Raw genomic sequence first — 23,570 nt, forward strand, 5'->3', positions numbered from 1 at the left:
GCTATTTCCTGATGGCGCTTGATGGTGTGTTTCCAAACCGTACCCGCCCTCCCCGTACGGTTCCATTGGAGACAGACCCATGCTTCTGCCCCGCATTGCCACCTTGATCACCGGTCTGAGCTTTTGCACCTTTGCGCAAGCGGCACCCACCGTTTATCCGCTGACGATCGAGAATTGCGGCAGCAGCCTGACCTTCCAGCACGCCCCCACCCGCACAGTCACTATCGGCCAGGCCGGTACGGAAATGCTCTATGCCCTGGGGCTGGGCCACAAAGTCGTTGGCACCTCGCTGTGGTTCAACGACGTGCTGGCCCAATACAAGGCGCAGAACGACACGATCGAGCGCCTCGCCGATAACGAGCCGAGTTTCGAAGCGGTGATCGGCAAGCGCCCGGAACTGGTCGCTGTAGAGCTGGAATGGATGGTCGGCCCGCAAGGCGCGGTCGGCACCCGCGAGCAGTTTCATGAATTGAAGATTCCGACCTACCTGCTGCCCTCCGATTGCGAAGCCAAGGACAACCTCGTCGGCTCCGATGGAACGCGGCTGGCGCCGTTTCGCATCGACAGCATTTACAAGAGCGTGAGCCAGCTGGCGCAGATTTTCGACGTGCAAGCGCGTGGCGAACGGCTCAACGAACAGCTCAAGGCCAGCCTAGCGCAATCGATCGCCACGGCGAAAACCCAGCAGCGCAAAGACGTCAGCGCAGTGGTCTGGTTTTCCAGCGCCGAGATGGACATCGAGCCGTTTGTGGCCGGGCACAAAGGCGTTCCGGATTTCATGCTGAGCACGCTGGGCGTGCGCAATGTGGTCGAGTCGGATGAAGAATGGCCAACCGTTGGCTGGGAAACCATCGCCAAGGCCAACCCGACTTTTCTGGTGATCGCGCGCATGGATCGCCGGCGTTTCCCGGCTGACGACTATCAGAAGAAACTCGCGTTCCTGCGCAGCGACCCGGTGACGCGCAACATGGACGCGGTGAAACACAACCGCATCATCATCCTCGACGCCATGGCCATGCAGGCCAGCCTGCGCACCTTCGACGGCCTCGCACAACTGGCCGCCGCCATCAATGCCTACGACCTGGCGCCATGAGCAGACGCCTGATCCGTACGCTGCTGGTTGTGCTGACGCTTGCGCTTGCGCTGATCGGCGGCGTGGCGATCGGTGAGACGTCGATCGAGCCGAGCGTGGTGCTGCAGGTGCTGGCCAACAAGCTGTGGGGCGCCGGTTATGTGCTCGACCCGATCGATGAAGGCATTGTCTGGAATTACCGCCTGACCCGTGCTTTGGTCGCTGCTGCCTGCGGCGCCGGACTGGCGACCTGCGGGGTGATCTTGCAGTCGCTGCTGCGCAATCCGTTGGCCGATCCTTATCTGCTGGGCATCTCTGCCGGGGCGTCGACTGGCGCGGTGATGGTCGCGTTGCTGGGGGTTGGTGCGGGATTGGTGTCGCTGTCGGCCGGCGCGTTTGCCGGTGCGGTGACGGCGTTCGTACTGGTCATTCTGCTGGCGCGGGTCAGCGGTTCGGCCAGTGGCACCGGACAGATCATTCTGGCCGGGATTGCCGGTTCGCAATTGTTCAATGCACTCACAGCGTTTTTGATTACCCGCTCGGCGAGTTCCGAGCAGGCTCGCGGGATCATGTTCTGGCTGCTCGGCAACCTCGGCGGGGTGCGCTGGCCGTCGGTGTGGCTGGCGGTGCCGGTAGCCTTGCTCGGGCTGGTCGTGTGCCTGTGGCATCGGCGCGCGCTGGATGCATTTACCTTTGGTGCGGATTCGGCGGCGTCGCTCGGCATACCGGTGCGCCGCGTGCAGATTCTGCTGATCGGCTGTGCGGCGCTGGTAACAGCCGTGATGGTATCGATTGTCGGTTCGATCGGTTTTGTCGGCCTGGTGATTCCCCATGCAGCGCGGTTGTTGCTTGGCACTGGTCATGCTCGATTGCTGCCAGCGAGTGCCTTGGGCGGCGCGGTGTTTCTGATCGCTGCCGATGTGCTGTCGCGGACCCTGATCAAGGGTCAGGTGATTCCGGTCGGAGTGATCACCGCGCTGGTCGGCGCGCCGGTGTTTGCGCTGATTCTGGTGGGCCGGAGATCGGCGCGATGACAGCGGTATTGAGTTGTTCGCAACTGAGTTTCAAGGTGCGTGGCGCTGAGTTGCTGCGAGCTGTGAGCCTTGAGGTGCAACGCGGCGAAACGCTGGGCATTGTCGGACCGAATGGCGCGGGCAAATCGACCCTGTTGAAGCTGTTGGCCGGTCTGCGCGACCCGAGCGCTGGCGAGGTACTGCTAGAAGGTCAGCGTCTGCGCAAAATGGCGCGCCGCAGCGTTGCGCAGACACTCGCGGTGGTCGAGCAACAGGCTGACACCGATGACGGCATTCGTGTGTTCGATGCGGTGGCGCTGGGGCGTACGCCTTGGTTGTCGGCGCTGCAACCGTGGTCGGCTGCCGACACTGCCATCGTTGAGCAGGCGCTGGTTGATGTCGATGCGGTGCATTTGCGTCAGCGCATCTGGCGCAGTCTGTCGGGGGGTGAGCGGCAACGGGTGCACATTGCTCGTGCCCTGGCGCAGCGTCCGCAGATTCTGTTGCTCGATGAGCCGGCCAACCATTTGGACATTCAGCATCAGCTGACGATTCTCAGCGTCGTGAAAGCGTTGCCGGTGACTACGTTGATTGCTCTGCATGATCTGAATCAGGCGCTCAAGTGCGATCGACTGGCGGTGCTTGAGCGTGGGGAGTTAGTGGCGCTGGGCAAGCCGCTGGAGGTGCTGACGCCGCAGCGCTTGCTGGAGACGTTTGGGGTTCGGGCGCGGTATTTGACTGATCCGTTTGATGGTGAGCGGATTTTGCGGTTTCACTCGTAGCTTTGGGGGGCAGGCCTTTTTTTGATTGGGTGCATATCCGTTGCTGCGGGTGCTGCGGCTGGCGGTTTCGCCCTTACGGCGAGGCACTTTTTCCAGACGCCGAAAAAGTACCCAAAAAGGCTTGCTCCTACGTACGGCCCTCGCAGGCTCGGGTTCCTTCGCTCCGGGATCGATCCGGGCGCAGCGGCTACGGTTTGCTGCGCTGCACCTCCTTCCGCTGTGTCTGGCTGCGCCAGACGGTCGCTGCGCTCCCACGCCCGGATCAATCCCTCCGCTCAGCCTTCCGATGTCGCTGGTTAGGCAAGATCAAGGGCACTCGAGCTAACGCTCATTGTTGAGTGGTTAGAAGCGGGGGGTTGGCTTGGGATTTGTGGTGGGGCTGCCCCTCACCCCAGCCCTCTCCCCCTGGAGAGGGAGCCGATTTGTGGGCTTTTCAGAAACTGCGTACGACTCGGTATCGCAGGTCGGCGTGGTTCTTACATCCACTCCGGTCAGTCCTCTCTCCCTCCGGGAGAGGGTTAGGGTGAGGGGCTTTTGACGTTGCTTTTGATCGATATGTATTGATCAAGGACTCATCGTCTGACCCACAGCCTTCGCGAGCAGGCTCGCTCCCACCGGGGAATGTGTGCAAGCCGATCAGGCCAGCTCTTTGCGCAGCTGCCGGGCGGCAGCAACCATGTGCACCAGCGCCGCTTCGGTCTCGGCCCAGCCGCGGGTTTTCAGGCCGCAGTCGGGGTTGACCCACAGCCGTTCGGCGGGTATCCGCTGGGCGGCTTTGCGGATCAGGCTGGCCATTTCGCCGGCCTCCGGAACCCGCGGCGAGTGGATGTCATAGACGCCCGGGCCAATGTCGTTCGGGTAGGCGAACGCCTCAAAGGCATCGAGCAGTTCCATGTCGGAACGTGAGGTTTCGATGGTGATGACGTCGGCGTCCATCGTGGCGATGGCCTCGATTACGTCGTTGAATTCGCTGTAGCACATGTGCGTATGGATTTGCGTTTCATCCCGCACGCCCGAGGCGCACAAGCGGAACGCTTCGGTTGCCCAGTGCAGATACGCCTGCCAATGCGCGCGGCGCAGCGGCAGGCCTTCGCGGAACGCCGCTTCGTCGATCTGCACGATGCGGATGCCGGCGGCTTCCAGATCGACCACCTCGTCGCGGATCGCCAGCGCCAGTTGCCGCGCCTGGGTTTCCCGGCTGACATCTTCACGCGGGAACGACCACATCAGCATCGTCACGGGACCGGTCAGCATGCCTTTCATGGCCTTGTCGGTCAGGCTTTGCGCATAGCGAATCCATTCCACGGTCATGGCCTGCGGTCGGCTGAGGTCGCCAAAAATCACCGCTGGTTTGACGCAGCGCGAGCCGTAGCTCTGCACCCAGCCGAAGCGGGTGAACATATAACCGTCGAGCTGTTCGGCGAAGTATTCGACCATGTCGTTGCGCTCGGCTTCACCGTGCACCAGCACGTCGAGGCCCAGACATTCCTGGATGTGTACGGCGTGGTGGATCTCGCTGTGCATGGCTTCGGTGTAGTCGGCGGCGCTGAGTGTGCCTTGTCTGAACGACTGGCGAGCGAGGCGAATCGCTGCAGTTTGCGGAAACGAGCCAATCGTCGTGGTCGGAAACAACGGCAGATTCAGACCAGCACGCTGCCTGGCGATGCGCTCGGCGAACGGTGACTGGCGCTGGCTGTCCCTGGCCGTGATGGCCGCCACACGCGCTTGTACTGCCGGCTTGTGAATCCGTGGCGAAGCGGCGCGGCTGGTCTGCACCGAGCGGCTTTGCGCCAACGCGCGCAGCACTTTCGGCGCTTGCGGTTGCTCGACCGCTTGCGCCAGCAGTGCCACTTCTTCGCACTTCTGCACGGCGAACGCCAGCCAGCTTTTCAGTTCGGCATCAAGCTGGTCTTCACGGCCCAAGTCGACCGGCGTGTGCAGCAGCGAGCAGGACGGCGCGACCCACAGGCGTTCGCCCAATCGCTCATGGGCATGCTGCAAAGTTGCGAGGGCATTTTCCAGGTCGCAACGCCAGACGTTACGACCGTTGACCACGCCCAACGACAGCACTTTATAAGCCGACAGACGATCAAGAATGGTCGGATACTGTTCTGGCGCGCGGACCAGATCAATGTGCAAACCGTCGACCGGCAGGTTCGCCGCCAGACCGAGGTTTTCTTCCAGGCCACCAAAATAGGTCGCGAGCAGTTTCTTCAGCGGATCGCGCTGAATCTGGTTGTAGGCACGCTCAAAGGCGTTCTTCCATTCCTGCGGCAGGTCGAGCACCAGAATCGGCTCGTCGATCTGCACCCATTCCACGCCAAGCGCCGCAAGCCGGGCGAAGATCTGGCCGTACAGCGGCAGCAGGCGATCAAGCAAATCGAGCTTGTCGAATTCGGCGCCTTTGACCTTGCCCAACCACAAATAAGTCAGCGGACCGATGATCACCGGTTTGACGTTGTGCCCCAGTTCGCGTGCCTCCTGGACTTCTTCGAACAGCTGTTCCCAGCCCAGTTGAAACTGTTGCTCAGCGCTGAATTCCGGGACGAGGTAGTGATAGTTGGTGTCGAACCACTTGGTCATTTCCTGCGCATGAGTGCCGCCGCAGCAGTCGTCGCTGACGCCGCGGGCCATGGCGAACAGGGTTTGCAGCGTGACCTTGCCGTCGTGCGGGCGAAAGCGTTCCGGGATCACGCCGAACATCAGCGAATGCGTCAGCACCTGGTCGTACCAGGCGAAATCGCCGACCGGGAGCAATTCGATTCCGGCGTTTTTCTGCAACTCCCAATGTACCTTGCGCAGCTCGCGACCGACGTCACGAAGCCCTGCTTCGTTCAGTTCGCCGTGCCAGAACGCCTCTTGCGCTTTCTTCAGTTCGCGGTCGCGACCGATGCGCGGAAATCCAGGGGAATGGGCCAGTGCCATGACAAACAACTCCAGTGCTTATTCGATGGCAGGTATTGTCGGGAGCAGCACGTAATGAAACAAACTCAATCTATTCCTGATGATCACAAGTTTTGTTCATGACTGACGTGTTGCGCAGGAGCTGTCGCAGGCTGCGATCTTCAGGTTATGGGACGCGAAGCGTCCCCGGCTGCATTCCCACGCAGAGCATGGGAACGATCAGGGCCCGTGCGGCACGACGCGGATTTCGTTCTATCGTTAGATCAAACCGGCTGCACCAATGCAGGACTAAGGGTTGCGACGGATGAGCGCTGAGCCTATGTTGCACGCGAGTCTTTCTTCGCGACCGGAACGCGATCAACACCATCAAGAGGTGAAGAAATGTCAAAGGATTCACGCCCTGCCGTGCTTGGGCTGATAGGCAATACTCCGCTGGTTCAGGTCACTCGTTTCGATACCGGCCCGTGCACGCTGTTTCTCAAACTCGAATCGCAAAACCCCGGCGGTTCGATCAAGGATCGCATCGGTCTGGCGATGATCGATGCCGCTGAACGCGACGGCCGTTTGCAAGCGGGCGGCACCATCGTTGAGGCGACAGCCGGCAACACCGGTCTCGGTCTGGCACTGGTCGGCCGCGCCAAGGGCTACCGGGTGGTACTGGTGGTGCCGGACAAAATGTCCACCGAGAAAGTCCTGCACTTGAAGGCCATGGGCGCCGAGGTGCACATCACCCGCTCCGATGTCGGCAAGGGCCATCCCGAGTATTACCAGGACGTCGCCGCGCGTTTGGCGAAAGACATTCCCGGCGCATTTTTCGCCGATCAGTTCAACAACCCGGCCAACCCGCTGGCCCATGAATGCAGCACCGCGCCGGAAATCTGGGCGCAGACCGAACATGATCTGGATGCGATTGTGGTGGGCGTCGGTTCGGCCGGTACGCTGACCGGCCTGAGCCGTTTCTTCAAACGGGTGCAACCGGATCTGGAGATGGTGCTGGCTGATCCGGTCGGTTCGGTGATGGCGCAATACAGCCGCGACGGCAGCCTGCCGACGCCCGGTTCATGGGCGGTTGAAGGCATCGGTGAGGATTTCATCCCGTCGATCACCGACCTCTCCAGCGTGCGCCACGCCTACTCGATCAGCGATGCGGAAAGCTTCGATCACGCGCGCCAGTTGCTCAAGGCCGAGGGCATTCTCGGTGGTTCGTCTACCGGCACCCTGCTCGCCGCCGCGCTGCGTTATTGCCGCGAGCAGACCGAGCCGAAACGCGTGGTCAGTTTCGTCTGTGACACCGGCACGCGCTACCTGTCGAAGGTCTACAACGACCAGTGGATGACCGATCAGGGCCTGCTGCAACGCAAAGGCTACGGCGATTTGCGCGACCTGATCGCCCGGCGTTTCGAGGACGGCCGGGTAATCAGCGTCGGCCCCGACGACACCCTGCTGACCGCGTTCCAGCGCATGCGCCTGGCCGATGTTTCGCAACTGCCGGTACTGGTCGAAGGCAAACAACTGGTGGGGGTGATCGATGAATCGGACATCCTCATGGCGGTGCACGAAGACGCCGCGCGCTTCAGCCAGTCGGTGTCCAGCGTGATGACCGACAAGCTGCAAACCCTCGCCCCCGGCGCGACGCTGGCCGAGCTGGAAGCAGTGCTCAGCCGTGGCCTCGTCGCGATCATCGCCGATGCAACGGGCTTTCATGGCCTGATCACCCGCACCGACATGCTCAACCAATTACGGAGATCCCTTGCATGAGTCAGCCCGACGATAAATCCCAAGGCTTCGCGACCCGGGTGATTCACGCCGGGCAACAACCGGACCCGACCACCGGCGCGCTGATGCCGCCTATCTATGCCAACTCCACTTATCTGCAAGACAGCCCCGGCGTGCACAAGGGTTTCGATTACGGGCGCTCGCACAACCCGACGCGCTTCGCCCTCGAGCGCTGTGTGGCGGACCTTGAAGGTGGCACCCGCGCGTTCGCTTTTGCCTCGGGGCTGGCGGCAATTTCCACCGTGCTGGAATTGCTTGATGCCGGTTCGCACATCGTCTCCGGCAATGATTTGTACGGCGGCACGTTCCGCCTGTTCGACAAGGTCCGCCAGCGCAGCGCCGGGCACCGCTTCAGTTTTGTCGATCTGGCTGATCTGTCGGCATTCGAGGCGTCGTTGCAGGACGACACGCGCATGGTCATGGTCGAGACACCGACCAACCCGCTGCTGAGCCTGTCGGACCTGGCCGCTATCGCCCGCATCTGCCGCGCCCGCGGGATCATCTGCGTGGCCGACAATACCTTCGCCAGCCCGTACATTCAGCGCCCGCTGGAGTTGGGCTTCGACATCGTGCTGCACTCGACCACCAAGTATCTCAACGGCCACTCCGATGTGATCGGCGGTATCGCAGTGGTCGGGCAGAACGCCGAACTGGCGGAGAAACTCGGCTTTCTGCAAAACGCGGTCGGGGCGATCTCCGGGCCGTTCGATGCCTTCCTGACCTTGCGCGGAGTGAAAACCCTGGCGCTGCGCATGGAACGCCACTGCAGCAATGCGCTGGATCTGGCGCAGTGGCTCGAGCAACAGCCGCAGGTCAAACGCGTCCATTACCCAGGCTTGAAGTCTCACCCGCAACATGAACTGGCGAAACGGCAGATGCGCGGTTTCGGCGGAATGATTTCCGTGGACCTTAACAGCGATCTCGCCGGTGCACGGCGCTTTCTCGAGAACGTGCAGATCTTCGCTTTGGCGGAAAGTCTCGGCGGCGTGGAAAGTCTGATCGAACATCCGGCGATCATGACCCACGCGACCATTCCGCCCGAAACCCGCGCGAAACTGGGGATCGGCGATGGGCTGGTGCGGCTGTCGGTCGGGGTAGAAGACGTCGAAGACCTGCGGGCCGACCTGGCCAGGGCACTGGCGAATATCTAGTTCTGCACTGACGTGAAGCCTGCAGACCAGACTTTACGTCAGAACGCTTTCGGCGGATTCGCCTCGTCGATCACGCAGCCCGCGCAGCGTCGTGCGTAACTCGGCGGGGTGCACCGGTTTCGACAGAATCGCAATCTGCCGATCGTGCAAAGCCGCCTGAATCCTTTCGACGTCGTGGCCGGTAATGATCATCGCAGGCACCGCCCAACCGCGCTGCCTGCGCACTTCATCGATGCATTCGATGCCGGTGGCGTGGGTGCCGAGGTCATAGTCGGCGACAAGGATGTCGCAGTCGGTGACCAGGTTTTCGGCCGACCACTCGGCTTGAACGACACAGCCCCAACGCTCGAGCAGCGTCGACGTCGCCAGCAACACGTTGCGATCATCCTCCACCAGGCACACCTTCAGCCCCGTCAACAAACCCACCTGCCGCACTTCACCACGGACAAGCCGTGACTGCGGCGCCGCTACGATTGGCAATCCGGCAAGAGTCATCGCCGTGCCGCACCCTACCCGCGAGCGCAGAGCAACGTCCACATCGATCAGTTCACCCAGACGCTTGATGATCGACAGGCCCAGCCCGACACCCTCGACATCTTTGTCGCGTACCTGCCGCACCCGATAAAACTCCTCAAACACCTTGTGCAGATGCTCTTCGGCAATGCCATTGCCGCAGTCATGGATGACGATAGCCAGCCCTGCCCCGCGTTTACGCACACCGATCAGCACCGGCCGCTGCGCGCCGTATTTGAAGCAGTTGGAGAGCACGTTCTGCACCATGGTCGCCAGCAGCGCCGGGTCGGTTCTGACCCAGTGGTGACAGGGACGCAAACGCAGTTCGACACCCGCCCAACGCGCCGCTTCCTGATGTTGGCGGACGATGTCCGCGAGCCATTCACCGAGGTTGAGCGTTTGCATTTTTGCTTCGACCCGGCCGTTATCGAGGGTGTAAAGGTCGAGGATCGAACGGAACAACTGCGAAACGTTGAGCAGTGAACGGTCGATGTTATCGACCAGCCGCCGCTCGTCATCGCCCAGGCGCGACTCGCGCAGACACGCGGTAAACAGTCCGATGGAATGAATCGGCTGACGCAGGTCGTGACTGGCCTGAGCCAGGAAACGTGACTTCTCCAGATTGGCCGCCTCGGCCTCCTCCGATGCCTTGCGCGTACGCTCGAGCAACAGGTGGGCGTAAAACGGGATCACGGTGCTGGTGATCATCAGCATCAGCACCATGAACGGTTGCGCCTGCCAGTACGGCGTCAGGCGATAGACCGCCAGCAGCGCCAGCAACGCCAGACCGGTGGCGACCGCCAGATAGCGTGAGCCATAGCGCATGCCATTGCCGAGGTTGACCCAGACCATCACCGCGTACAACGGCAGCGCGGCTTCGCCGCCGACTACCAGACCGAAACAGGTGCCGGTGTAATCGTGGATCATGGCAAAAATCCGCCGCGCCGGATAATGCCCGGGCCAGCGCGCAATGGCCTGACGGAACACGATGGAAACCAGCAAAAACAGGCTGATGTAGGTAATGACCGGCAGGTAGGTATCGACGCGATGGCCGGGCAGAAAACTCAATACGACCATGTAAACCACGGCGATGGCCGCGATGATAATGCGCAGATTGGCTTGATCGAGTTCGGTGTTTTTCTCGAATTTCATGTAAACGTCCTTGTGCAGCGTTCGTCAGTTTCGGAAGCAGCCTACAGGCAACCTTCGCGTCCGATGCTAAGGTGCCAGCCTTGATTAACGCTTGACCCAGGGAGGGTCGCGCCATGGCATGCCGGATCATCATAGCCGACGATCACCCACTGTTTCGCGAAGCGATGGTGCGCACTGTGCAGCGCTTGCTGCCCGAGGCGACCATCGAGGAGGCGGGAGACCTCGACGCTGTCACCGCATTGCTGGGTAGCGAGCCGGACACGTTGATACTCGACTTGCGTTTTCCGGGTTTGACCTGCATTACCCAACTCACCGAACTACGCCGACGCTTGCCGCGCACCACGCTGATCGTGGTATCGATGGTCGATGACCAGGCGCTGATCAGCGAGGTCATGAGCGCGGGCGTTGACGGTTTTATCGGCAAGAACATCGCCCCGGATGAAATCGGACAGGCGATTCTGGCGATCCGCGCGGGCGAGGTATTGGTGAAGTTTGCGCCGTCAGGCTTGCTGCCGCTGGAACCCGCCAGCGCCCTCAGCCCTCGTCAGCAGGAGGTTTTACGGCTGATCGCGCAAGGCAAGACCAACAAGGAAATCGCCCGTGAACTGGACATTTCACCCTTCACGGTGCGCATTCACGTGTCTTGTTTATTACGCGTCCTCGATGTGCCTTCGCGTGCTGCCGCCGCGGTGAAGTATGTCGGGCTGGTGTAGGCGCAGCTTGTCATCCGCCTACAAGCAATCGACGTGTAGCTGCAATACCGCCCTTCAACTGATCGACGATATCGTCTGAGGCGCAGCCCTCAGGGATCGACCTGAGCCATCAGCTCCGGCACCGATTCCGGCCGCCGCGCATAACGCTGGGCCAGCACCGCGCAGACCATCAACTGGATCTGATGGAACAGCATCAGCGGCAGGATCAGCACGCCGATGGTGCTGCCGGCGAACAGCACCTGCGCCATCGGCACGCCGGTGGCCAGGCTCTTTTTCGATCCGCAGAACAGAATGGTGATGCGGTCCTCCTGATTGAAGCCAAACGCCTTGCCAAGCAGGATCGACGCCAGCAGCACCAGCGCCAGCAGGATGCAGCAAACCACGATCAGCCCGAGCAATTCGAACAACGGAATCTGTTGCCAGATGCCCTCGTTGACCGCCTCGCTGAACGCGCCGTAGACCACCAACAGAATCGAGCCCTGATCGACGAACTTCAGCCAGTTCTTGTTGCGCCCGACCCAGGCGCCGATCCAGCGGCGGGCGATCTGTCCGGCAATGAATGGCAGCAGCAGCTGCACGCTGATTTTCACGATGGCATCGAGCGTCGAACCTCCATCACCGTGGACGTTGAGCAACAGCGTGACCAGCAACGGCGTCAGGAAAATCCCGAACAGACTCGACGCCGCCGCGCTGCAGATCGCCGCGGGAATATTGCCCCGCGCCAGCGAAGTGAAGGCAATCGCCGATTGCACCGTGGCGGGCAACGCGCACAGATACAGCATGCCCATGTACAGCTGGTCGCCGATCAACGGTGACAGCACAGGCTTGAGCGCCAGCCCCAATAGTGGAAACAGCACGAAGGTCAGACCGAACACCAGCAAATGCAGGCGCCAGTGGCCGGCACCGGCGATGATCGATTCGCGGGACAGCTTGGCGCCGTGCAGGAAAAACAGCAGCGCGATGGCGAGGTTGGTCAGCCAGCCGAAACCGACCGCAACCTGGCCGCTGGCCGGCAGAAAACTCGCCAGCAGGACCACGCCGATCAGCGTCAGGGTGAAGTTGTCGGGTAAAAAACGGGGGCGCGTCATGATAGTCATCCGGGGGTTGCCAGTGCTTGCCGACGACTCTAACGTGACTGGCAATTACCGACTAACGCCTAAGAGTCGCAAGATGCCGCCTAAAGGACAGACCAACAGCGTTCGCCGCAGCATTCCCGGGCTGCCCAGCCTGCCGCGGCCGCTATACGGCAGAACCGAATCGCTGCCCAATCGCGCCCTGACCCGCCGCCACATTCACCCGTGGGTGCAGTTGTCCTACGCGATTCAAGGCGTGCTCGAAGTGCAGACCAGCGCCGGGCGCTTCGTCGCCCCGCCGGAACGCGCCGTGTGGATTCCCGCCGGCGTGCCGCATCGGGTCTTCAGCGCGCCGCACACGGAGATGCGCAGCCTGTACATCGATTGCAGCGTTTCGGCCTGGGCCGCCGAACGTTGCCATGTGTTGGCCGTCAGCGATCTGCTGCGTGAACTGATCCGTGCGTTCAGTCAGGTGCCGGTTGAGTACGACGAGAACGGCGCCCACGGGCGTCTGGCGCAAGTGATCCTCGATCAACTGGCCGAGGCAGCGCCAATCGATCTGATGCTGCCGCTGCCACAAGACCCGCGCTTAAAGCAGATCTACCAGAGCCTCGAACAACACCCGGAACAACAAACCACCCTTAGTCACTGGAGCGAGCAATTCGGCGTCACCGAAAAAACCCTCACCCGCCTGTTCCTGCGCGACACCGGCCTGACCTTTCGCGCCTGGCGCCAACGCCTGCGCCTGCTCGGCGCGCTGACGCCATTGGAAAAAGGCGAACGGGTGACCGATGTGGCATTGGCGTGCGGGTATGACTCGACGTCGGCGTTCATTGCAGCGTTTCGGCAGCAGTTCGGGCAGACGCCGGGGGAGTTTTTCCGCTAGGTAAATCTCCGACACTTCGTTTTTCTCGAACCATTGCCCAGAAATAAACGATTTTTCCTGCGCATAAATCCGTCGTTAGCATGGCCCTGTCTGACCTCAAGCCCATCGACAGGGAGCGTGACATGCCAGCGACCAACCTCAATATCGGCGAACCGTGGATGTGGGGCGCCTTCATCGTTTTTGTGCTGGCGATGCTGGCACTCGACCTGTTCGTGTTTGGCGGGCGCAAGGCGCATCGGGTGTCAGTGCGTGAAGCGCTGGCCTGGGTGATTGCCTGGTGTCTGCTGGCGCTGAGCTTTGCCGGGTTGCTCTGGTGGTATCTGCACGGCGAGTTCGGCGGCGAGATCGCCCGGCAGAAAACCCTTGAATTCCTTACCGGTTATTTGATCGAGCAATCGCTGTCGATCGATAACATGTTCGTCTTCGTGATGATCTTCAGCTACTTCGCCGTGCCACCGGAATTGCAGCGACGGGTGCTGTTGTACGGGGTACTCGGGGCGATCGTGATGCGCGCGGTGATGATCTTTGCCGGGGTGTGGCTGGTGTCGCAGTTCGAGTGGCTGCTGTATGCGTTCGGGGTTTTCCTGATCATCACCGGGATCAAGATGCTGGTGTTTGCCGAGCAGCAACCGGACCTGGATAAAAACCCGTTGCTGCGCTGGGTCCGCAATCACATGCGCATCACCAGTGGTTTTCACGGCGAGCGGTTTTTCATCGTGCAGAACGGTGTGCGCTGGGCGACGCCGATGTTTCTGGTGCTGGTGCTGATCGAGGCCAGTGACCTGATGTTCGCGGTCGACAGCATCCCGGCCATTTTCGCGGTGACCACCGACCCGTTCATTGTCTTCACGTCGAACATCTTCGCGATCATGGGATTACGCGCGCTGTACTTCCTGCTCGCGGACATGGCTGATCGCTTTCATTTGCTCAAGTACGGGCTGGCCATCGTGCTGGTGTTCATCGGCGGCAAGATGGTGCTGATGCCGTGGTTCCACATGCCGGTGGAATGGTCGCTGGCGGTGGTGGGCGCGGTGATTCTGGGCTCGGTGTTGCTGAGCCTTGTCATCACCCGAAATGCTGAACGTAGCACCGAATGACACACCACAAAACCCTGTGGGAGCGAGCCTGCTCGCTAAGGCGTCGGACCAGTCAACATCGAAGTTGAATGACACACCGCTTTCGCGAGCAGGCTCGCTCCCACATTTGGATTGCGGTGATTGTTACTTGTCAGACTTGATGCTGGTCCATACACGGGTCCGCACGCGTTCGAGTTTCTGCGGCAACGGCTGAACCACGTAGAGTTTTTTCAGTGCTTCCGGGGTCGGCGTCAGGTTCGGGTTGTCGGTGATTTCCTTGTTGATCAACGCCAGCGAATCCTTGTTCGCGTTCGGGTAGCCGAGGAAATCACTGATTGGCGCGATCACTTTCGGGTCGAGCAAGTGGTTAAGGAATTCGTGGGCCTCGTTGACGTTCTTCGCGCTTTTCGGAATGGCGAAAGTATCGAACCAGATCGGCGCGCCTTCCTTCGGCAAACGCCAGTCGACCACCACACCATTGCCCGCCTCTTTGGCGCGGTTGCCGAACTGGTAGAAGCTGCCCGAGTAACCGATGGCCACGCAAATATCGCCGTTGGCGATGTCGGTCATGTACTTGGCCGAGTTGAAATAGGTCACGTACGGGCGAACCTTGAGCATCAGCGCTTTGGCTTTTTCATAATCGGCGGGGTTCTGGCTGTTCGGGTCGAGACCGAGATAGTGCAGCGCCAGCGGGAGGATTTCCGAGGGCGAATCAAGCATCGCCACGCCGCAGGATTTGAGCTTTTCCATGTTCTCCGGTTTGAACACCAGGTCCCAGCTGTCGACCGGTGCGTTGTCGCCCAGCGCCGCTTTGACCTTGGCGGGGTTGAAGCCGATCAACACGGTGCCGACCATGTACGGCACACCGTACTGGTTGCCGGGGTCGTTCTTGTCCAGCAGTTTCAACAGTTCCGGGTCCTGGTGGCTCCAGTTCGGCAATTTCGACTTGTCGAGTTTCTGGAACACACCGGCCTTGATCTGCGTGTCGAGGAACTGGTTCGACGGCACCACCAAGTCGTAACCGGAGTTGCCGGTGAGCAATTTGGCTTCCAGCGATTCGTTGGTGTCGAAGGTGTCCCAGGTCACTTTGATGCCGGTTTGCGCGGCGAAATCCTTGGGCACGGCGGGCAGGATGTAATCGGCCCAGTTGTAGACGCGCAGTTCGCGTTGCTCGGCCTGGACGGCGCTGGCCAACAGCGTCAGCCCACACACGGTGGCACCCAGAATACGTTTCATCGTGACCATGGTTGTTCCCCAAAAGCGGCGTGAGTTCGATGGTTTTTATGTTCTGTACACGGCAGTGGCCAAAATGGCGGCCAAGGGTAATAAGGTCGAGCGTTTCGTTGTGGCTTTGATTCTTGCCGAGAGTGCCAAGGGATCACAGTGGGGCATCGGCCAAAAGGGGATCGATATGGCCAATTTCGATGACCGCCGGGATGCGCAAACGACAATGCCCGGCACAGGGCCGGGCATTGATTGAACAGCGGATCAACTTAAGCCGTATCAGTCACCTTAGTCGGTATAACCCAATTTTGCCGCCCTGCTCTGCTGCGTTTGGCCACGGGTCGCCAGGCAGTAATACAGCGGCACGGTGACCACCAGGCCGACCAGCCAGGACAAGTCCGCGCCTTCAACCAGATTGGCGTAAGGCCCGACGTACAGCGAGGTGTTGGCGAACGGCAACTGCACGATGATGCCGATGAAGTAGGCAATGATTGCGTGCAGGTTGAAGCGCCCGTAGATCCCGCCATCGGCGCGGAAGATCGAACTGATGTCGTAGCAGCCGCGCTTGATCAGGTAGAAGTCGATCAGGTTGATCGAAGCCCACGGCACCAGCACCAGCAACAGCGCCAGAATCAGCCCGATGAAATGCGAGATGAAATCCGCTGAAGCGCCCAGCGCGACCACGCAGCAACCGGCGAGCACCACGCTCGACAACACCACGCGCACCTTGATGCTTGGCGTCCACTGGCTGGCAAAGGTCTGGATCGAGGTGATGATCGACAGCACCGCGCCGTACAGATTCAGCGCGTTATGGCTGATGATGTTGAGCAGAAACAGCACCATCAGGATCGGCCCCAGCCAACCGGTCGACTGCTTGACCGCCGACATCGCTTCGGTACCTTCCGGGGTCGCCAGCACCGCCACGGCGCCGAAGGCAAACGACAGAATGGTCCCCAGCGTCGCACCCAGATAAGTCGCCCAGAACGGTTTGGCAATGCCGATATCGGCCGGCAGGTAGCGCGAATAATCGGACACGTACGGCGAGAAGCTGATCTGCCAGATGATCCCCAGCGACACCGTTGCCAGCCAGCCGGACAAATTGAAGCTGCCGCGAGTAAAGAAGTCTGCGGGCAAGTCATTGGCGAAGATGTAAATGAAGCCGGCCAGCAACGCGCCACCCATCACCCAGGTGCCTATGCGGTTTAGCGTGTGGATGAAGTTGTAGCCGATCACCCCGATCGCCGTGGCCGCCAATGCACCGATCAGAATGCTCAGCGGCGCCGGCACCGACGGCGCAATACCGACGATCGATTTGCCCGCCAGGACGATGTTGGAAATGAAGAAACCGATGTAGATCAGCGCGGCAAAAAACACGATCAGCAGCGCGCCATAACGGCCGAACTGGCCGCGACTCTGGACCATCTGCGGAATGCCCATGCGCGGGCCCTGGGCCGACGCCAGCGCAATCACCACGCCGCCGATCATGTGCCCCAGCGCAATCGCCAGCAGCCCCCAGAACAAATCAAGATGGAACACCTGAACCACCATGGCGCCGGTGACGATGGGCAGTGGCGCAATGTTGGTGCTGAACCAAAGGGTGAACAGGTCGCGGGCCTTCCCGTGGCGTTCCGCGAGTGGGACGTAATCGACCGTGTGATTCTCGATCAACGGATCTTGCCGGGACATCTGGGACATATGCATGAACTCGAGTTTGTCTGTTCTTATCTTTGTATGAAGCCAAACCGGGGGGACTCTATGGTCGCCCCTCAGATGCAGACCATATTATGGTATTCCAAACTTTTCACAAGACTGATCCGTGATTTAACGCGCCATCTGATACGCCATCCTCGCCCATAGCAGCGCTGTCAAGCCAGCTGAAAGCCCCGTAAACACTGAGTTTCCGACGAACGCGGCACGTTTATCGGTTCAGCTTGAAAGCGCTTGCAAACTCAGATTACTGGTATACCATCAGACCATTAATTCAATAAAAACCGCTGCACAAACCCGAGGAATGACCAATGATCGATGCTGCCATTTACAAACAAGTCATGGGCTCGTTCCCGTCCGGCGTCACCGTGATCACCACGCTCGACGATGACGGCCAGATCGTCGGCCTGACCGCCAGCGCCTTCAGCTCGCTGTCGATGGACCCGGCATTGGTGCTGTTCTGCCCCAACTACAGCTCTGACTCCTACCCGGTGCTGATCAAGAACAAGCGCTTTGCCATTCACGTTCTGTCTGGCGGCCAGCAAAGCGAAGCCTACGCCTTCGCCCGTAAAGGCAAGGACAAGGCGCAGGGCATCGAGTGGACGTTGAGCGAACTGGGCAACCCGATCCTCGCCAATGCGACGGCGGTGATCGAGTGCGAACTGTGGCGCGAATACGAAGGTGGCGACCATGCGATCATGGTCGGCGCAGTGAAAAACCTGATCGTGCCCGAGCAAGTGGCCGGGCCGCTGGTGTATTGCCACGGCAAGATGGGGGCTTTGCCGGTGCTGGTTTGATTTCGAGTCCGCTCTGGATTCCATGTGGGAGCGAGCCTGCTCGCGAAAGCGGTATGTCATTCAACACAGATGTCGCCTGACATTCCCTCTTCGCGAGCAGGCTCGCTCCCACAGGTTTATACGGTGTCTGATGGTTATTGATTACGTACGAAACCGGCTCACCAACTGATTCAACGTCTGCGACAGCGCCGTCAGATTCTGCGCATCCTCACGGGTCGAATCCGCCAGACTCGCCACCAACTGCGCATCGCCATGAATCTGGCTGATGTGCCGATTGATATCCTCGGCCACCTGATGCTGTTCCTCCGCCGCCGTGGCGATCTGCGTGTTCATGTCGCGGATCACATCCACCGACTCGCGAATCAATTCAAAACTCGCCCGCGCCTCGTTGATCGACACCACGGTTTCCTGCGACACCTCAAGGCTGGCATGCATCTGCTTGCCCATCTGATGAGTACGCCGCGCCAGATTGCCCAGCAGCGCATCAATCTCGCCGGTTGAATCCGAGGTGCGTTTTGCCAGCGCCCGTACTTCATCGGCCACCACCGCGAACCCCCGCCCCTGCTCGCCCGCCCGCGCCGCTTCAATGGCGGCGTTGAGCGCGAGCAGGTTGGTCTGCTCGGCGATCGAGCGAATGGTGCCGAGGATCGACTGGATGTCGTTGCTGTCCTGCTCCAGTTGCTGCATCGACTCGGCGCTGTGACCGATTTCCTCGCTCAGACGGCCGACACTGCTCACCGCCGCATCGATCTGCTGCTGCCCGGTGTGGGCCTGACGCTGGCCGTTGTCTGCCGAGTCTGCGGCCTGACTGCAGGAGCGCGCGACTTCATTGGAAGTGGCGACCATTTCGTGGAACGCGGTCGAGACCATGTCCACCGCCTCGCGCTGACGCGACGCGACTTCGGCCATCTCCGCCGAGACTTCCGTGGCGCTGCCGGAGCTGCTGTGGATCTGCCCCGCCGCCTGGCCGATGCGCTGAATCAAGGTGCGGATCGCTTCGAGAAACTGGTTGAACCAGCCGGCCAGTTGCGCCGTTTCGTCCTGCCCGCGCACTTCCAGGCGTGCGGTCAGATCGCCCTCGCCCTGGGCAATGCCTTCCAGACCACTGGCGACGCCGCGTATCGGCTTGACCATCAACCCGGCAAACCACGCCCCGGCCATGGCAAACAGCAGCGCGCAGACGACAGCGATAACGCCGATGATCCACGTCAGCCGCGTGGCCCCGGCCATCACTTCACTGGCTTTGACCAGCCCGACAAACCGCCAGCCCAGCGCCTCGGACGGCCAGACCAGCGCCATGTAGCGCTCGCCGGCCAGTTCCACCTCCACCAGGCCTTTGCTCGCTTCGGCCAGTTGCCGGTAGCCATCACCCAGCTCGGTGAGTTTCTTGAAGTTGTGCGCCGGATCGCTCGGATCGACCAACACGGTGTTGTTGGCCTCCATCAGCAGCAGATAACCGCTGTCGCCGAGGCGGATCTGCTTGACCAGATCGGTCAGTTGCTTGAGCGAAACGTCGATATTTACCACACCGGCATTGTTGCCCAACTGGTTGTTGAAGCTGCGCACGGTGCTGACCAGCACCACATCATCGGCCGCCCAGTAATAGGCTTCGGTGCGCAAGGTTTTGCCGGGATTGGCCATCGCCGTTTTGTACCAGGGCCGCGTGCGCGGGTCGTAATTGGCCAGTTGCGCATCGCCCGGCCAGAACAGGTAACCGCCCTGCTCGGTGCCCAGCGACAGATAGGTGTACGCCGGATGCGCCTTGGCCAGCCCGGCGAACAGCTTGAACAACTGCTGATCCTGCGGCCCCATGGGCACTTGCGCGGCGTCGCTGCTCAGATAGCGTTTGAGGCTGCCGTCGATGCTCTGCAATTGCGGATGCTCGGCCAGATAAGCGACGTTCTGGCTGATACCCTCAAAGAACAATTGCATCGCGTTTTCGACCTGACGCACTTCGCGTCCGGTGCTGTCGACGAAATTGTCCCGCGCCCCATCGCGGACATTGAGAATGATCAGCGCCGCCACCAGCAACACCGGCAGACTGGCGATCACGGCGAATGCCATGGTCAGTTTTTGTTTGATGTTCATCTGTTGCGCCTTCCTTGTTCGAAGTGTCGGTCAGAAATATTTTGCGGATATCCCGTATTATGGTATACCAATATTCAATCAACCGACCAGCCGTCCTCGAAGGCGTGCCTGATGGGTGATAAAACTCGCGAGCGTTCAGCGCTCACGGCAGTTCGACAGGCCAGCAAGCGACCGGCCAATGACAAAAGACTCGAGGTAGCGTCATGAAATTTTCCCTGTTCATCCACATGGAACGCTGGGACGAAAGCGTCAGCCACCGCCAACTGTTCGAAGACCTCACCGAACTGACCCTGATGGCCGAGGCCGGCGGCTTCAGCACCGTGTGGATCGGCGAACACCACGCCATGGAATACACCATCTCGCCGAGCCCGATGCCGCTGCTGGCCTACCTCGCGGCGAAAACCACCACCATCCACCTCGGCGCCGGCACCATCATCGCGCCGTTCTGGCACCCGCTGCGCGTCGCCGGCGAATGCGCCCTGCTCGACGTGATCAGCAACGGCCGCATGGAAGTCGGCCTCGCACGCGGCGCCTATCAAGTTGAATTCGATCGCATGGCCGGCGGCATGCCCGCCTCCAGCGGCGGCCAGGCCCTGCGCGAAATGGTCCCGGTGGTCCGCGCCCTGTGGCAAGGCGACTACGCCCACGACGGCGACATCTGGAAATTCCCCACCTCGACCAGCGTGCCGAAACCGATCCAGAAACCGAACCCGCCGATGTGGATCGCCGCCCGCGACCCGGACTCGCACAACTTCGCCGTGGCCAACGGCTGCAACGTGATGGTCACGCCATTGATGAAAGGCGACGAAGAAGTCGTCGACCTGAAAAACAAATTCCAGACCGCACTCGACAACAACCCCGACGTACCGCGCCCACAACTGATGGTGCTGCGTCACACCCACGTGCACACCGCCGACGACCCGGACGGCTGGAAAGTCGGCGCCAAAGCCATCTCGCGTTTCTACCGCACCTTCGACGCGTGGTTCGGCAACAAGCAAACCCCGGTCAACGGTTTCCTCGCGCCGAGCCCGGAAGAGAAGTTTGCCGGACGCCCGGAATTTGAACTGGAAAGCCTGCACAAGACGGCGATGATTGGTACGCCGGAAGAAATCATTCCGCGGATCAAGTACTACCAGGAACTGGGCGTGGATGAGTTCAGTTTCTGGTGTGACAACAGCTTGCCGCATGCGGAGAAGAAGAAGTCGCTGGAGTTGTTTATCAAGCATGTGGTGCCGGCGTTTCGTTGAGTCACTGCTGATTGTTTGCCCCAGATAAAAAAGCCCCGAACAGTTCGGGGCTTTTCAGTTCAGCACGGCAGGGAAAAGGGGTAAACGGGGACAGACCACGTTTTCGGTTTACATTCTAAATGTGGTCTGTCCCCCATTTACCCTCCAGCCCTCCTAACTGATCGAAACGGGACAAATTCCATGTCGAGTTGTGAGAACATAAGATTCAAAACCATTTTCCTCAGGAATTATCTCAAGCAACTTACGATCATCAAACGTTATTACCAACTTTTCTCCTTTTTCTAAACCCGTCTCTTTCACACGACGATTCAATAGTTCAAAAAGGACGACAGCACTATGAAGATTTTCGCCGTGCCCATATTTCAACGCTCCCTCATCACCGCAGGCGAAGGGGCACTGGATCAGCACTGACACACTATTATCAAAAATCAGAACAAACGATCCTATTCCGACAATCACGCCTGTAAGAATTGCTGATTTAAACTCAGCCAAATCTCTCTGCTCAATCATTATTACCACCTCATCTTTTTGGCGGAAAGGTATCAGGTGCCAAAGGCAGATGTGTTTGTCCTTTCGTGCCGGTTCCGCCTGTCGCCGGGTTAATCGGTTGCCCATTTTTCACCGAGATCCAATAACCCCTCTCCAAGCTTGGAACAGGAGCGGAGCCAGCAGGCATTAATCGGATATACGTACTTCCCGGTGCTGATGGATCCGTATCCGGCGGAAAATAAATAATACTCCCTGACGTTTTTCCTGGCTTACTTGTCCACGTTAAAGGAGTTACCGGGCTTTGGGGGGGATTGGTGAATGCCTCAAGCTTTGGAGGCACCTTCCCGGGAGCGAAAACGGGGCCAGACCACGTTTTCCGTTAAATTGTTGGTTTTTTCGGCCGTCCCGGGCTCCCTCGCTGCACACATCGACCGATCATTGCCTCAACATTAATAGCAAACTTTGAACTGCCAAAAACATTATTTCCATTGGTCGCGTCACGAATCTGGTCAACCAATCCTGACTCTAAGTCATTTTTGAACAGTTCGCGATAAGCATCTGCCGGTTGCCGGCCCTGCCCTCCCAGCGCCAAATACTGAGCATGAAGGGTAACAATGTGTGATCGCTCTGATTGTGCGTTAACACGGTAACTTGACCAGCGATATTCTGCCGGATGATTTACCATTTTAGCTCTGACGGGATTCATTTCGATGTATCGATAACAGCACAACAAATATCGTTCATTCTCAACAAGGCAAGAACGATACCAGCCTTCCCACAAGCTCCCGCTGCGACTATACGTACGATTTATATATTGGGCGTATCTCTGCCCGACACCTTTCATCAGTAGGCTTGCGCTGTTGGCATTATGAGGACTGACTAACAAATGAATGTGATTGGTCATTAAGCACCACGCATGAATATCACAATAATTTTTAGAAGCCTGCTCGACCAAAGTCTCCAAATAAAAAAGGTAATCTTCTTCGGTAAAGAAACAGACAGATTTATTGTTTCCTCGCTGAATCAAGTGGAGCGGTACGCCTGGTATCAAAACTCGGGCTCTACGCGGCATCGATGAATCCTTTCAATTGGTCGAACTGAAAGCTTAGCGGGCCGAAAGGTAAACATGACGGCAAATTTTTACGTATTATAGCAGTCAATTACATTAAACGTGGTCTGCCCCCCCTTTACTTCCCCTTTACTTCCTTTACTTCTAAACGTGGTCTGTCCCGATTTCTCGCACCCGTTAAACGTGGCCTGACCGTCTTTAAGCCCTACAAGTCACGCATTTCATTCAAAACAATCAGAAGCCTCGAATAAATCAGTAGCGGAACCTCGACTACAACCTCATCATCCGATGCCTCTATAGCTAATGGAAGTAAAATATCAAATTTTCTTTCCTGAGACGCCTCTGAGAATATCGACGCATTTAAATGACTCCTTATTTTTTTAATATTTTTAAAATAAACGTTTTTCTCCAGTCCTTTTGACAAAATCGAAAATCCACATCGAAAAATCCTGAAAGTGTCGATCCCAAAACTTAACTGATAAATACCAACACCTAAAAACTCATGATCAATACCGGGAATAAAACTTCCATATCCGGACGCGTTTATACTATTTATTTGTTTCATAACCTTGATCAATGCAGTCTCCTCAGAAACTCTCTAAGCCCATCTTTAGTTGCTGACAGCCCCCTTCACACCCTGAAGGAGGAAACGGGGACAAGGAAACGGGGAAAGACCACGTTTTTTGGAGTGGTTTCTAAAAGTGGTCTGTCCCCATTTGTTTTTTGGAGTGCTTTCTAAAAGTGGTCTGTCCCCATTTGTTTGTGTCCCCATTTGTTTGTGACGGCAAATTTTTACGTATTATTGCAGTCAATTACATTAAATGTGGTCTGTCCCCCT

Annotated in this window: 20 protein-coding genes and 1 pseudogene; 11 read left to right on the plus strand and 10 right to left on the minus strand. The window is 59.1% G+C overall.

Annotated elements, in window-relative coordinates:
* The first annotated feature begins 79 nt into the window (after positions 1–79).
* From ACGSLL_RS25340 to ACGSLL_RS25350, 3 genes are read left to right on the plus strand one after another with little or no spacing between them, the layout of a single operon-like run.
* Positions 80–1,093: an ABC transporter substrate-binding protein gene (locus ACGSLL_RS25340; protein WP_394506965.1), complete on the plus strand. Its 1,014-nt coding sequence runs from the start codon at positions 80–82 to the stop codon at positions 1,091–1,093.
* On the plus strand, positions 1,090–2,106 hold the full coding sequence (locus ACGSLL_RS25345) for a FecCD family ABC transporter permease (protein ID WP_394506964.1): 1,017 nt from the start codon (positions 1,090–1,092) through the stop codon (positions 2,104–2,106). The genes ACGSLL_RS25340 and ACGSLL_RS25345 overlap by 4 nt, the downstream gene beginning before the upstream one ends.
* Positions 2,103–2,867, plus strand: coding sequence for an ABC transporter ATP-binding protein (locus ACGSLL_RS25350; protein ID WP_394506963.1), 765 nt, complete (start codon positions 2,103–2,105; stop codon positions 2,865–2,867). The genes ACGSLL_RS25345 and ACGSLL_RS25350 overlap by 4 nt, the downstream gene beginning before the upstream one ends.
* 636 nt (positions 2,868–3,503) lie before the next feature.
* Here ACGSLL_RS25350 and metE read toward each other — a convergent pair.
* A complete protein-coding gene (gene metE / locus ACGSLL_RS25355) occupies positions 3,504–5,792 on the minus strand; it encodes a 5-methyltetrahydropteroyltriglutamate--homocysteine S-methyltransferase (protein ID WP_394506962.1) in 2,289 nt (762 codons plus the stop codon).
* Positions 5,793–6,152: 360 nt separating this feature from the next.
* On the opposite strand from metE, the gene ACGSLL_RS25360 reads away from it, so the two are divergent.
* Together ACGSLL_RS25360 and ACGSLL_RS25365 are read left to right on the plus strand one after the other, a co-directional pair.
* Positions 6,153–7,529, plus strand: a complete 1,377-nt coding sequence (locus ACGSLL_RS25360) for a pyridoxal-phosphate dependent enzyme (protein WP_394506961.1) — start codon at positions 6,153–6,155, stop codon at positions 7,527–7,529.
* Positions 7,526–8,698, plus strand: a complete 1,173-nt coding sequence (locus ACGSLL_RS25365) for a cystathionine gamma-synthase (protein ID WP_394506960.1) — start codon at positions 7,526–7,528, stop codon at positions 8,696–8,698. Before ACGSLL_RS25360 ends, ACGSLL_RS25365 begins: the two co-directional genes overlap by 4 nt.
* 33 nt (positions 8,699–8,731) lie before the next feature.
* Here ACGSLL_RS25365 and ACGSLL_RS25370 read toward each other — a convergent pair whose 3' ends face one another.
* Positions 8,732–10,363, minus strand: a complete 1,632-nt coding sequence (locus ACGSLL_RS25370; protein ID WP_394506959.1) for an ATP-binding response regulator — start codon at positions 10,361–10,363, stop codon at positions 8,732–8,734.
* 113 nt (positions 10,364–10,476) lie between these two features.
* Between ACGSLL_RS25370 and ACGSLL_RS25375 the strand changes: the two genes are divergently transcribed.
* Positions 10,477–11,076, plus strand: a complete 600-nt coding sequence (locus ACGSLL_RS25375) for a LuxR C-terminal-related transcriptional regulator (RefSeq protein ID WP_394506958.1) — start codon at positions 10,477–10,479, stop codon at positions 11,074–11,076.
* Positions 11,077–11,165: 89 nt separating this feature from the next.
* Here ACGSLL_RS25375 and ACGSLL_RS25380 read toward each other — a convergent pair whose 3' ends face one another.
* Positions 11,166–12,164, minus strand: coding sequence for a bile acid:sodium symporter family protein (locus ACGSLL_RS25380; RefSeq protein ID WP_394506957.1), 999 nt, complete (start codon positions 12,162–12,164; stop codon positions 11,166–11,168).
* 82 nt (positions 12,165–12,246) lie between these two features.
* Here ACGSLL_RS25380 and ACGSLL_RS25385 point away from each other — a divergent pair, with 82 nt between their 5' ends.
* Complete coding sequence (locus tag ACGSLL_RS25385) at positions 12,247–13,035, plus strand: AraC family transcriptional regulator (RefSeq protein ID WP_394506956.1); 789 nt, start codon at positions 12,247–12,249, stop codon at positions 13,033–13,035.
* Between the two features lie 122 nt (positions 13,036–13,157).
* Entirely contained in the window at positions 13,158–14,132 is a 975-nt protein-coding gene (locus tag ACGSLL_RS25390; protein WP_394506955.1) for a TerC family protein, read from the plus strand.
* A gap of 123 nt (positions 14,133–14,255) precedes the next feature.
* Here the strand turns inward: ACGSLL_RS25390 and ACGSLL_RS25395 are convergent, their stop codons facing one another.
* Positions 14,256–15,356, minus strand: a complete 1,101-nt coding sequence (locus ACGSLL_RS25395) for a polyamine ABC transporter substrate-binding protein (RefSeq protein ID WP_394506954.1) — start codon at positions 15,354–15,356, stop codon at positions 14,256–14,258.
* Here ACGSLL_RS25395 and ACGSLL_RS25400 point away from each other — a divergent pair.
* Positions 15,349–15,591: a hypothetical protein gene (locus ACGSLL_RS25400; protein ID WP_394506953.1), complete on the plus strand. Its 243-nt coding sequence runs from the start codon at positions 15,349–15,351 to the stop codon at positions 15,589–15,591. The genes ACGSLL_RS25395 and ACGSLL_RS25400 overlap by 8 nt on opposite strands.
* Positions 15,592–15,623: 32 nt before the next feature.
* On the opposite strand, the gene ACGSLL_RS25405 is transcribed toward ACGSLL_RS25400, so the two are convergent.
* Entirely contained in the window at positions 15,624–17,030 is a 1,407-nt protein-coding gene (locus tag ACGSLL_RS25405; protein ID WP_394506952.1) for a purine-cytosine permease family protein, read from the minus strand.
* Between the two features lie 323 nt (positions 17,031–17,353).
* Here ACGSLL_RS25405 and ACGSLL_RS25410 point away from each other — a divergent pair, with 323 nt between their 5' ends.
* On the plus strand, positions 17,354–17,839 hold the full coding sequence (locus tag ACGSLL_RS25410; protein ID WP_090284134.1) for a flavin reductase family protein: 486 nt from the start codon (positions 17,354–17,356) through the stop codon (positions 17,837–17,839).
* Positions 17,840–17,980: 141 nt separating this feature from the next.
* On the opposite strand, the gene ACGSLL_RS25415 is transcribed toward ACGSLL_RS25410, so the two are convergent.
* Both ACGSLL_RS25415 and ACGSLL_RS25420 read right to left on the minus strand, forming a co-directional pair.
* A complete protein-coding gene (locus tag ACGSLL_RS25415) occupies positions 17,981–18,748 on the minus strand; it encodes a methyl-accepting chemotaxis protein (protein ID WP_394508384.1) in 768 nt (255 codons plus the stop codon).
* Positions 18,749–18,838: 90 nt separating this feature from the next.
* Positions 18,839–19,927: pseudogene (locus ACGSLL_RS25420) on the minus strand (HAMP domain-containing protein); the annotation flags it as partial.
* A 203-nt stretch (positions 19,928–20,130) separates the two neighbouring features.
* On the opposite strand from ACGSLL_RS25420, the gene ACGSLL_RS25425 reads away from it, so the two are divergent.
* Positions 20,131–21,174, plus strand: coding sequence for an LLM class flavin-dependent oxidoreductase (locus tag ACGSLL_RS25425; RefSeq protein ID WP_208937775.1), 1,044 nt, complete (start codon positions 20,131–20,133; stop codon positions 21,172–21,174).
* 153 nt (positions 21,175–21,327) lie between these two features.
* On the opposite strand, the gene ACGSLL_RS25430 is transcribed toward ACGSLL_RS25425, so the two are convergent.
* The 3 genes from ACGSLL_RS25430 to ACGSLL_RS25440 all read right to left on the minus strand — a co-directional run bounded on the left by ACGSLL_RS25430 (position 21,328) and on the right by ACGSLL_RS25440 (position 23,309).
* Positions 21,328–21,789 carry a hypothetical protein gene (locus tag ACGSLL_RS25430; RefSeq protein ID WP_394506951.1) on the minus strand — a complete coding sequence of 154 codons (462 nt, stop codon included), beginning with the start codon at positions 21,787–21,789 and terminating at the stop codon, positions 21,328–21,330.
* A gap of 253 nt (positions 21,790–22,042) precedes the next feature.
* Positions 22,043–22,735, minus strand: coding sequence for a transposase (locus ACGSLL_RS25435; RefSeq protein WP_394506950.1), 693 nt, complete (start codon positions 22,733–22,735; stop codon positions 22,043–22,045).
* A gap of 202 nt (positions 22,736–22,937) precedes the next feature.
* On the minus strand, positions 22,938–23,309 hold the full coding sequence (locus tag ACGSLL_RS25440) for a hypothetical protein (RefSeq protein WP_394506949.1): 372 nt from the start codon (positions 23,307–23,309) through the stop codon (positions 22,938–22,940).
* Positions 23,310–23,570: the final 261 nt, after the last annotated feature.

Source organism: Pseudomonas retamae, assembly GCF_043496865.1.
GTDB classification, from domain to species: Bacteria; Pseudomonadota; Gammaproteobacteria; order Pseudomonadales; family Pseudomonadaceae; genus Aquipseudomonas; species Aquipseudomonas retamae.

Coding starts and splice junctions, on each gene's coding strand:
- ACGSLL_RS25350 (WP_394506963.1), top strand. CDS start 2,103: ATGACAGCGGTATTGAGTTGTTCGCAACTGAGTTTCAAGGTGCGTGGC.
- ACGSLL_RS25415 (WP_394508384.1), bottom strand. CDS start 18,748: ATGGCCGAAGTCGCGTCGCGTCAGCGCGAGGCGGTGGACATGGTCTCG.
- metE (WP_394506962.1), bottom strand. CDS start 5,792: ATGGCACTGGCCCATTCCCCTGGATTTCCGCGCATCGGTCGCGACCGC.
- ACGSLL_RS25345 (WP_394506964.1), top strand. CDS start 1,090: ATGAGCAGACGCCTGATCCGTACGCTGCTGGTTGTGCTGACGCTTGCG.
- ACGSLL_RS25370 (WP_394506959.1), bottom strand. CDS start 10,363: ATGAAATTCGAGAAAAACACCGAACTCGATCAAGCCAATCTGCGCATT.
- ACGSLL_RS25340 (WP_394506965.1), top strand. CDS start 80: ATGCTTCTGCCCCGCATTGCCACCTTGATCACCGGTCTGAGCTTTTGC.
- ACGSLL_RS25425 (WP_208937775.1), top strand. CDS start 20,131: ATGAAATTTTCCCTGTTCATCCACATGGAACGCTGGGACGAAAGCGTC.
- ACGSLL_RS25385 (WP_394506956.1), top strand. CDS start 12,247: ATGCCGCCTAAAGGACAGACCAACAGCGTTCGCCGCAGCATTCCCGGG.
- ACGSLL_RS25365 (WP_394506960.1), top strand. CDS start 7,526: ATGAGTCAGCCCGACGATAAATCCCAAGGCTTCGCGACCCGGGTGATT.
- ACGSLL_RS25435 (WP_394506950.1), bottom strand. CDS start 22,735: ATGCCGCGTAGAGCCCGAGTTTTGATACCAGGCGTACCGCTCCACTTG.
- ACGSLL_RS25405 (WP_394506952.1), bottom strand. CDS start 17,030: ATGTCCCAGATGTCCCGGCAAGATCCGTTGATCGAGAATCACACGGTC.
- ACGSLL_RS25390 (WP_394506955.1), top strand. CDS start 13,158: ATGCCAGCGACCAACCTCAATATCGGCGAACCGTGGATGTGGGGCGCC.
- ACGSLL_RS25375 (WP_394506958.1), top strand. CDS start 10,477: ATGGCATGCCGGATCATCATAGCCGACGATCACCCACTGTTTCGCGAA.
- ACGSLL_RS25395 (WP_394506954.1), bottom strand. CDS start 15,356: ATGGTCACGATGAAACGTATTCTGGGTGCCACCGTGTGTGGGCTGACG.
- ACGSLL_RS25360 (WP_394506961.1), top strand. CDS start 6,153: ATGTCAAAGGATTCACGCCCTGCCGTGCTTGGGCTGATAGGCAATACT.
- ACGSLL_RS25430 (WP_394506951.1), bottom strand. CDS start 21,789: ATGGGCAACCGATTAACCCGGCGACAGGCGGAACCGGCACGAAAGGAC.
- ACGSLL_RS25410 (WP_090284134.1), top strand. CDS start 17,354: ATGATCGATGCTGCCATTTACAAACAAGTCATGGGCTCGTTCCCGTCC.
- ACGSLL_RS25380 (WP_394506957.1), bottom strand. CDS start 12,164: ATGACGCGCCCCCGTTTTTTACCCGACAACTTCACCCTGACGCTGATC.